The 9,143-nt window shown below is 75.6% G+C and carries 6 protein-coding genes; 2 read left to right on the plus strand and 4 right to left on the minus strand.

Going from position 1 to position 9,143, the window contains the following annotated elements; all coding sequences use genetic code 11:
- On the plus strand, positions 1-1,398 hold a 1,398-nt coding region (locus HEQ75_RS26925; protein WP_168035216.1), incomplete at its 5' end, for a capsular polysaccharide export protein, LipB/KpsS family.
- Positions 1,395-2,174, plus strand: coding sequence for an SDR family NAD(P)-dependent oxidoreductase (locus tag HEQ75_RS26930; RefSeq protein ID WP_168035217.1), 780 nt, complete (start codon positions 1,395-1,397; stop codon positions 2,172-2,174). The genes HEQ75_RS26925 and HEQ75_RS26930, both read left to right, overlap by 4 nt.
- A 190-nt stretch (positions 2,175-2,364) precedes the next feature.
- Here HEQ75_RS26930 and HEQ75_RS26935 read toward each other — a convergent pair whose 3' ends face one another.
- The 4 genes from HEQ75_RS26935 to HEQ75_RS26950 form a co-directional block, all read right to left on the minus strand.
- Positions 2,365-3,651, minus strand: a complete 1,287-nt coding sequence (locus HEQ75_RS26935; protein WP_168035218.1) for a capsular biosynthesis protein — start codon at positions 3,649-3,651, stop codon at positions 2,365-2,367.
- A gap of 110 nt (positions 3,652-3,761) precedes the next feature.
- Positions 3,762-4,874, minus strand: a complete 1,113-nt coding sequence (locus HEQ75_RS26940; RefSeq protein WP_168035219.1) for a GNAT family N-acetyltransferase — start codon at positions 4,872-4,874, stop codon at positions 3,762-3,764.
- A 2-nt stretch (positions 4,875-4,876) separates the two neighbouring features.
- Positions 4,877-6,199: an aminotransferase class I/II-fold pyridoxal phosphate-dependent enzyme gene (locus tag HEQ75_RS26945; RefSeq protein ID WP_168035220.1), complete on the minus strand. Its 1,323-nt coding sequence runs from the start codon at positions 6,197-6,199 to the stop codon at positions 4,877-4,879.
- 64 nt (positions 6,200-6,263) lie between these two features.
- The coding region (locus tag HEQ75_RS26950) for a type I polyketide synthase (protein WP_168035221.1) at positions 6,264-9,143 on the minus strand (2,880 nt) is incomplete at its 5' end.

Genomic DNA, 9,143 nt, shown 5'->3' on the forward strand with positions numbered 1-9,143 from the left:
CGCGCCGCCGGCCGCACGCCGCTGCTGCTGCACGACCCCTTCGGCCCTGGGGCGCCGGTGCTGCCCGGCAGCCGGCCGGCACCCGGCGCCTGGGCGCTGCTGGAGGCGGCGGAAAGCCTGCATGGCGCCAGCACGGCGCTGGCGTTGCTGGCGCTGGCGGCCGGGGTGCGGCTCGCCGATGGCCCGCTGGCCGGCGCCGACCCAATCGGCGCCTGGGGCGCCCTGCTGGCGGCGACCCGCGCGGCGAATCCCTTCACCGGCGCGCCCTGCGACATCGACCAGGGCCTCGACATCCTGGCACTCTGGCAAGCGCGGGAGGCCGAGTCGCGGCGCATTGCCGTCTGCCTCGGCGTGCTGCCCTACAAGCGGGACCGGCTGCGCGACCTGCTGGCCTCCGTCGGCCCGGCCCCCGGCTTCGCCCGCCGCCCCGGCCCCGCCATTGCCGCCGCCCGCCGCCGCGGCGGCGAGGTCCTCGCCTGGAGCGCCGGCGCGCCGCCCGACCTCGCCGCGCGCTGCGCCGCGGCCGGCGTCGGGCTGCGCTGGCTGGAGGACGGATTCATCCGCTCCGCCGGCCTCGGCGCCGCCTTCCGCGCCGGGGCGTCCTTCGTGCTGGATGGTGCAGGCGCCTATTACGACCCGGGGCGGGAGAGCGACCTGGCGCGGCTGCTGGCCAATGCCCGCTTCCCGGCCGACCTGCTGGCCCGCGCCGCCGCGCTGCGCCAGGCCGTGGTGGCCGGCGGCGTCACCAAGTACAATCTGGGCGGCGCGGTGCCGCACATCGCCGCCCCGCCCGGCCGCCGCGTCATCCTGGTGCCGGGCCAGGTGGAGGACGATGCCTCGATCCGGCATGGCGCCGGCGCCATCCGCCGCAACATCGACCTGCTGCGCGCGGTGCGGCAGGCCGCACCCGGCGCCTGGATCCTCTACAAGCCGCATCCGGACATCGAGGCCGGGTTCCGCCGCGGCCGCATCCCGCTGGCCGAGCTTGCCGGCCTGGCCGACCAGGTGCTGGACCGCGCGCCGATCGCCGCCCTGTTCGGGCTGGTGGCGGAAGTCCATACCATCACCTCCCTGACCGGGTTCGAGGCGCTGCTGCGCGGCCTGCCCGTCACCTGCTGGGGCACGCCCTTCTATGCCGGCTGGGGCCTGACCGAGGATCGCGGCCCGGCCGCCAACCCGCCGCGCACAAGGCGGCTGGAGCTGGACGCGCTGGTGGCCGGGGCGCTGATCCTCTATCCGCGCTGCATCGACCCGATCACCCGCCTGCCCTGCCCGCCCGAGGTGCTGCTGGACCGCATGGCCCGTCCCGACCTGTTCCCCACCGGCCGACGCGCCCGGCTGCGCGCCGCCCAGGGATGGGTGACCCGCCTGCTGGCCCGGCTGCGCGGCTGGCGATGACCCCGCCGCGCGCCATCGTCATCAGCGGCGCCTCCCGCGGCCTGGGCGCCGCGCTGGCCCGGCGCTTTGCCGCCCCCGGCACGCGCCTGCTGCTGACCGCACGCTCCGCCACGGGGCTGGAGGCGGTGGCCGCTTCCTGCCGGGCGCAGGGCGCCGCCGTCGCCACCCTGGCCTGCGACATCACGGAGGCAGCCCCGGTCGCCGCGGCGCTGGCGGCGTTCGAGGCCGCCGGGCCGGTGGACCTCGTCATCGCCAATGCCGGCACCTCCGCCGGCACGGCGCCGGACGGCACGCCGGAGGACACCGCCGCCGCCGCCCGCCAGGTGGCGGTGAACCTGATCGGCGCGATGCACCTGGTGGGGCCGCTGCTGCCGGGGATGCGGGCACGCCGCGCCGGGCGCATCGGCCTGATCGCCTCCGTCGCCGCGCTGCGCGGCCTGCCGGACTTCCCCGCCTATTGCGCCAGCAAGGCCGGGCTGGCGGCCTGGGGGGAGGGGCTGCGGGCGGCGCTGGCGCCGCAGGGCGTGCGGGTGACGGTGGTGCTGCCGGGCTTCTTCGACAGCGCGATGGGCGCCCGCTTCCATGGCCGGCGGTTGTTCGTGCTGGGGCAGGACGCGGTGGCGGAGCGGGTGCAGCGGGCGCTGCTGGCCGGCGCGCCGCGTGCCGCCTTCCCCTGGCCGCTGGCGGTCGGGCTGCGCCTGCTGGCCCTGGCGCCGCCCGGCCTGGGCGACTGGGCGGTGCGGCGCATGCGCTTCCGCGTCAGCCCGGAAGCCTGAAGCCCCCTGCCCCGGCGGAAGGATCCGCCCCCGGGGTCCGGCAGGGTGTCGGCAGGCCCGGCCCTGTCCCGGGCTTCATTCCCCGCGCATGCAATGCCGATGCGCGGCGGGTGCCGCGAGGCCCGGGCGGCCGGAGGGCGGCCGCCCGGTATCCGGGGCGCCCGATCATGCAACCGTCCTGCGCCGGAAATCAGGGGGTCGCCGGCACCGCAGCCGGCTGGAACAGGGTCGCGGCCACCCCGCCGGCCTCCAGCGCGGCGACGATGCCGGCCACGGCCGCGGCGCGCCCTTCCCGCCCATAGAACACGCCGCGCAGCTGCGTCGTGCCCTGCAGCGCCGCCAGGAAGGCGTCGCGCAGCTCAAGGTCAGGCAATCTGCCCTGCGACCAGAAATCGTCCAGCCGGCCCTGATGCGCCAGCCCCGGCACGTCCCACACCGCCTGGCCCAGCGCCTTGGATGGCCGCCCCAGCGCCAGCGCCCGCAACCCCACGGTGCTGTTGATGGTGATCAGGCCCCGCGCGCGATGCAGCATCAGGTCCAGCCTTCCGTGATGCGCCACATGCACCCGCTCCGCCACGCCGGCCCTTTGCGCCATCAGCCGCACCCGGCGCGGCCAGTGCTTCACGCAGGGGTCCAGCGGATGCACCTTCACCAGCAGATGCGCCTCCGGCGGCGCCTCGCGCGCGAAACTGTCCAGCACCTCCGCGATGGGGGTATCCAGGTCGGGATAGGGCGAATAGGCGCGGACGGAGAAATCCGTCTCCATCTGCATGGCGAACAGCCAGAAGGGCGCTTCCCCGATCGCGTCCAGCGCCCGGTCACCCTCCGCGTGTTCCGCGCGGCGGCGCAGCAGGCGGCGGGCGATTCCGAGATAGGTGGAGACCGGGTGGTGCAGCTGGTGGCTGCGGTAGTGGCGGAACGGCCAGGGCGCCAGGTTGGCCAGGTGGTAGGCCACATCCCAGGCGGCCTGCAGGGCGAAGTCGTCGCGGTAGCGCTCGGTCAGGTCGGCGGGGGGAAGCCGCGCCGCCAGGGCCCGGATCGTCGCCGGCTCCCGCGGGAAATGGCTGTCGCCGCCCATGCCGTCGCGCTCCAGCGTCACCCAGTCCGGCCTGAAATAGCCGAAATCGGTGACGAAGACCTGCGCGCCGGCGCGATGCGCGGCGCGGATGGCGGCGCGGTGGTAGTCGCGCTGCTCGCCCAGCAGCAGCAGGTCGGTGATGCCGTGCCGCGCCAGATAGGCGGTGACGAAGGCGGGCCAGTCCGCCGGGCGCCCGCGGTAATCCACCGGCTTCTCCGCCCCGGGCACCCGGCGCCAGAACAGCCGGTCGCCGAGCGACAGGTTGATGCGGTGCACCACGTGGCCGCGCGCCACCAGCCCGGCCGCGATCTCGGCGAAGACCGGGCTGATCGGCCCCTGCAGGAACAGGAAGCGCCGACGGTGCGGCGCGCCGTTGGGGGCAGGGACGGGTCCGGACATGTCGGGTCCGACGGGGGGCGCAGTCTCGAACAAGGGCATGCAAGGCGCATAGCCGATATTGGCGCCCGAACTGTCAATGCCCGTCGCGCCGCCGATCGTTCCGCAGTGTTTCACCCGGTACTGCCCTGCCAGATGCGCCAGCGGCCGGAAACCGGCGCTGGCAGCCGCGCCATCGCGTTGCGCATGGCGGCATTGCCCTCCAGGATCCAGGAGATCTCAAGCTTCCGCCAGCCGCGCCGCCGAGCCAGGCCGATGGCTTCCCGCAGCAGCGCACCCATGGCGAGGGCGGAGGCCGGATGGCCACGAAAGGCGCGGCTGATGCCCAGCATGGGAATGCGGGCGGAGCCGACGCGCCCGGCCAAGGCGCGCGCCATGCCCACCCAGCCGAAGGGCAGCAGCCGGCCATCCGCCGGCATCGCCTCCGCCAGGTTGGGCACCACCGCCACCAGCCCGACCGGCCGGCGGTCCCACTCGGCGAACACCACCTCCCCGGCCCAGAGCAGCGGGCGCAGCAGCCGGCCGAGGCCCGCCACCTCTGCCGGGCGCAGCGGCACGGCGCCCCAATTCGCCGCCCAGGCGTCGTTATAGAGGGCTGCGATGCGCTCCACCTCCGCCGTGTAGTCGCGCCGGTCCATCGGCCGCAGCCGCAGCCGCGCCATCTCCGGCGCCCGGCGCAGCGCCAGCGCGGCGAAGCGGGCGGAATGGCGTTCCGCCGCGAGGTCCAGCGTGCAGGCCAGCACGTCCTGCACCGGCGCCAGGCCCTCGGCCTCCAGCAGCGCGGGCAGCCAGGCCGGCGTGCCGGGCATGCGCAGCATCGGCGGCCGGTCGTGCCAGCCCAGCTGCGCGCCGACCTCGTGGTTGATGGTGAAGGACAGCGGGCCCAGCATCGCCGCCCGGCCGGCGGCGGCGATGAAGCCCCGCGCCGCGTCCAGCAGGGCGCGCAGCACCGCCGGGTCCTGCTCCAGGCACAGGAAGCCGAAGCTGGCCGGCGCCGAGCCATCCTGCGGCACGCAGGCGACGATGCGGCCAACCGCCCGCCCCTCGCGCAGCGCCAGGAAGCGCGCCACCGCGTGGTCCGCCAGGAAGCCGAAGGCGGCGGGGTCGAATTGCCGCCGCTCCTCCCACCGCAGCGGCACGGACCAGCCGAGATGTCGCAGCCGGGCCGGCAGGGCATGGAAGGCGCGCGCCGCCTCGGGCGTCGCGACCCGCCGGACCTCCGGCACGCTCAGCCCGCCAGATCCGCCGGCGCCACGCCGTCCGTGGCGGCGACCAGGGCGGCCACTGCCTGCCGCACATCCTGTTCCGAATGTTCGGCCGAGAGGAAGAAGCGCAGCCGCGCCAGCTTCTCCGGCACCGCGGGGAAGACGATGGGCAGCGCATTCACGCCGTGATCCAGCAGCGCCGCGGAAACCCGCACCGCCCGCACCGAACTGCCCAGCACCACCGGCACGATGCCCAGGCCGAAGGAGGCCCCGGTGTCGAAGCCGTGCTCCCGGCAAAGGTCGCGGAACAGCGTGGCATTGGCCTGCAGCTTCGCCACGCGCCAGGGCTCCGCGGCCAGGATGTCCATCGCGGCGGCGGCGGCGGCGGCCAGCGGCGGCGACAGGCCGACGGAATAGACGAAGCCCGGCACGGTGTGCCGCATCCAGTCGATCAGGTCGCCGCGCGCCGCGATGTAGCCGCCGGCGGCGCAGAGCGTCTTGGACAGGGTGCCCATCCAGATGTCGACCTCGGCGGGATCGATGCCGGCGGCCTCGAACACCCCCTTGCCGGTGGCGCCGACGCAGCCCAGGCCATGCGCGTCATCCACCATAAGCCAGGCATCGTGCTTGCGGGCGATGCGGACCAGGGCGGCCAGGTCCGGCACGTCGCCATCCATGGAGTAGTGCCCCTCCACCAGCAGCAGCGCCCGCCCGGCGCTGCGCCGCACCGCCGCCATTTCGCGTTCCGCCGCACGCATGTCGTTGTGCGGGAAGGAGACACGCCGCGCGCCCGAGAGCTTGGCGCCCTCGACGCAGGAATTATGGATGGCGGCGTCATGCACGATGACGTCACGCGGCCCCATCAGGTGGCCGATGACGGTGACGTTGGTGGCATGGCCGCTGACGAAGGCCAGCGCCGCCTGCTGGCCGTAATGCGCCGCCAGCCGCCGCTCCAACTCCCCATGCACCGGGCGCTCCCCGGAGACGAGGCGGGAGGCGCTGGCGGAGATGCCGTAGCGCGCCATGGCCGAAGCCGCCGCCTGGTGCAGGCGCGGGTCGCCGTTCAGCCCGAGATAGTCGTAGGAGCCGAAATTGATGGTGTCGCGGTTGCCGATCAGGCTGTGCGCGCCGGCACGGCCCTCATGCGCCCGGAAGAAGGGGCTCTCGATGGCGAGCGCGCCCATCGCTTCCTGCATCAGGCCCCAGTCGCGCAGCCCCTGGATGGCGCCAAACCCGCGCTGGTCGGAGGCCGCCTGCACTTCCTGGCCCTCCCGTCGCCGGGCCAGGCGCTGCACCAGGGCCAGCCGCGCGGCGTTGGAAAGACCGAACCCTTGACCGCGACTCATGCCAGCCTGCCGAACCCCCTGCCCGCGCCCCCGGTCTTCGGGGATGCGCCCTGTGTGTGCACCGCTACTCGGCGGCGCGCACGGTATCTATGCTGGGTTCGAAGGATTCCATCAGGGTCGAGATGGTTGCCTCATCGCCCGCCGGCGCAAGCGCCGCACCGGCGATCTGCCGCGCCAAGGCCCCCACCGTCAACTCCTCGGTGAGGGCGGCGAGCGCCACCTGCAACCCAAGGCGCTGTTCAAGCCCGCCGCGCAACTCCAGCGCGCCGAGGCTGTCCAGCCCCAACCCGGTGACCGCCGCCTCCGGCGACACCGCTTCGGCGGGCAGGCGCAGGATGCGGCCGATCTCCTCCGTCACCAGGCGCAGGATCAGCGCCTCCGCCTCCGGCCGCGGCAGGGTGGGCAGGCGGGCACGCAGATCCTCCCCGGCGGCGGGCGATTCGCCGCCGGCCAGCGCCGCCATCATCGGCTCTGCCAGGATCGGCAGGGCGATGCGGCCTTCGCCATTGGACAGCCGCACCAGCAGCGGCGCGGCATCGGAGGCGGCCAGCAGCGCCGGCAGGGCGGCCAGCGCCTCCGTCGCATTCATGGCGGTCACGCCCAGGCGGCGGTTCAGCTTCTCCGCCTTCTCCCGGTCATCGGCCAGCATGCCGACATCGGCGATCGGCCCCCAGGCGACGGCCAGCGCCGGGCGGCCGGCGGCACGGCGGCGCCGCGCCAGCGCCTCCAGCGCCGCATTGGCGGCGACGTAATTGGCCTGGCCGGGATTGCCGAAGGCGGTGGTGGCGGAGCTGAACAGCAGGAACAGCGACAGCCGGTCATCCGCCGTCAGCCGGTCCAGATTCTCCGCCACCTGCAGCTTGGGCGCCAGCACCGTGCGGAAGCGGGCGGCATCCATGGCGGTGGCCGCGCCATCGTCCAGCACGGCGGCCGCATGCACCACGCCGCCGATCGGCCGCGCCGCGCGGATTTTCTTCAACGTCGCATCCAGAGCTGCAGCGTCCGTGGCATCGCACAGGTGCAAGGCGGGCCGCGCGCCCAGGGCCGAAAGCTCCCGCAGCGCGGCGGCCGCTTCCTCCCCGCCGCGGCGGCCGATCAGCGCCAGGTGGGTGGCGCCCTGCGCCACCAGCCAGCGGGCCGTGGCCAGGCCGAAGCCGCGGGTGCCGCCCACCACGACGATGGTCTGGCCGGCGGGCGGCGCCCAGGCGGCCGCGGCGGCCGGGCGTTCCGCCGGCGGGCGGATCACCAGCTTGCCGATATGGGCGGAGGCCTGGAGGGTGCGGAAGGCGGCTTCCACCTCCTCCGGCCCGAACAGCGCATGCGGCAGCGGCCGCAGCGTGCCGTCCTGCAGCCGGTCGCGCACCTGGCCCAGCAGCCGCGCCGCCTGGCCCGGGCGGGCACGCGGCAGCTCGTCCACATCCACCGCGAAGTAGCTGGCATTGCGACGCAGCGGGCGGATCGGGGCGCGGCGATTCTCGACATAATCGCGCTTGCCCAGCTCCACGAAGCGGCCGAAGGGTTTGACCAACCCCAGCGACCGTTCCATGGCCTCGCCCGCCAGCGAATTCAGCACCACGTCGACCCCCTCGGGCCAGACGGCGCGCAGCGCGTCGGCAAACCCCGGGTCGCGGCTGTCCAGCACCAGCTCGGCACCGGCAGCGCGCAGGAAGGCGCGCTTGGCCGGGCTGCCGGCGGTCATCGCGATGCGCGCGCCGATCGCCTGCGCCACCTGCAGCGCCGCGAGGCCGACCGCGCCGGCGCCGCCATGGATCAGCACCGTCTCGTCCGGCTGCAGGTCGGCGCAGCTCTCCAGCGCGTGCAGCGCCGTCATGAAGGCCACCGGGATGGTGGCGGCCTGCACCGGGTCCAGCCCTTCCGGCAGCGGGGTCACCGCCTCCACCCGCGTCACCACCCGGGCAGCCAGCGCGCCGGGGGCGAAGCCGAACACGCGGGTGCCCGGGCGCAGCGCGGCGCCCGGCCCGGCCTGTTCGACGATGCCGGCGCATTCCATGCCGAGGGTGGGTCCGGCGAAGCCGGCTTCCAGCACTTCCTCCGGCAGCAGGCCCTGCGCCCACATCAGGTCGCGGAAGTTCAGCCCGGCCGCTTCCACCCGCAGCACCACCTCCCCCGGCCCCGGCGCGCGCGGCGCGGCGGGTTCCCAGCGCAGCGTGCCGAGGCGCCCCGGCTGGCCGATGCCAAGCGCCAGCGGGCCGCCGGGCGCCGGCGTGGTCAGGCCGCGCTGCAGCCGCGGCACCTGCCGCGTATCCGGGCCGAGCACCACTTCCGGCTCCGCCACCGGCTGTTCCAGTTCCGCCCGCAGGCGGCGCGCGGCGGCCTCCGGCGTCATGCCCGGCGCCAGGTCGATGCGGCGCGGGCGCAGCGCCGGCATCTCGTTCGCCAGCACCCGGGCGAGGCCCAGCAGCGCCGCGGCTTCCGGGCGATGCTCGCCCTCCGCCGGCTGCAGCCCGCCCTGGGTCACCAGCACGAAGCCGGCGGCAATGCCGGCGGCAGCTTCCGCCAGCCGGGTCAGGGCGGCCATGGTCTCCGGCAGCGTCGCGGCCTCGGCGGCCGGAAGGGCCAGGATGCGGGCGCCGCGCAGCAGGCGGGCTTCCGGCAGCGGGGCCAGCCCGACCACCTCCACCGGCGTGCCACGGCGGCGCAGCCGGTCGGCCAGCGCCTCGGCCAGCGCCGCCGTGGCAGGCTCCGCCAGGATCAGGCTGCGCACCGGCGCCGGTGGCGCGGCGGCGGGCGGCGGTGGCTGCTCGGCGGCCAGCAGCAGGGCCGGCCAGGGGGCGCAGCCCAGCGGCGCCGCCAGGGTGGCGCGGAAGCCGGCCTCCTCCAGCCGGCTCAGCCACAGCGCCTGGTCCGGCAGGGCACCGCCGGCCGAACCACCCACCGCATCCGGGCCGAGGCCCGTCCACCAGCTGGGGTCCTGGCCACAGAC

The organism is Falsiroseomonas selenitidurans (assembly GCF_012103215.1).
Lineage (GTDB): Bacteria > Pseudomonadota > Alphaproteobacteria > Acetobacterales > Acetobacteraceae > Falsiroseomonas > Falsiroseomonas selenitidurans.

Coding starts and splice junctions, on each gene's coding strand:
- HEQ75_RS26935 (WP_168035218.1), bottom strand. CDS start 3,651: ATGTCCGGACCCGTCCCTGCCCCCAACGGCGCGCCGCACCGTCGGCGC.
- HEQ75_RS26945 (WP_168035220.1), bottom strand. CDS start 6,199: ATGAGTCGCGGTCAAGGGTTCGGTCTTTCCAACGCCGCGCGGCTGGCC.
- HEQ75_RS26930 (WP_168035217.1), top strand. CDS start 1,395: ATGACCCCGCCGCGCGCCATCGTCATCAGCGGCGCCTCCCGCGGCCTG.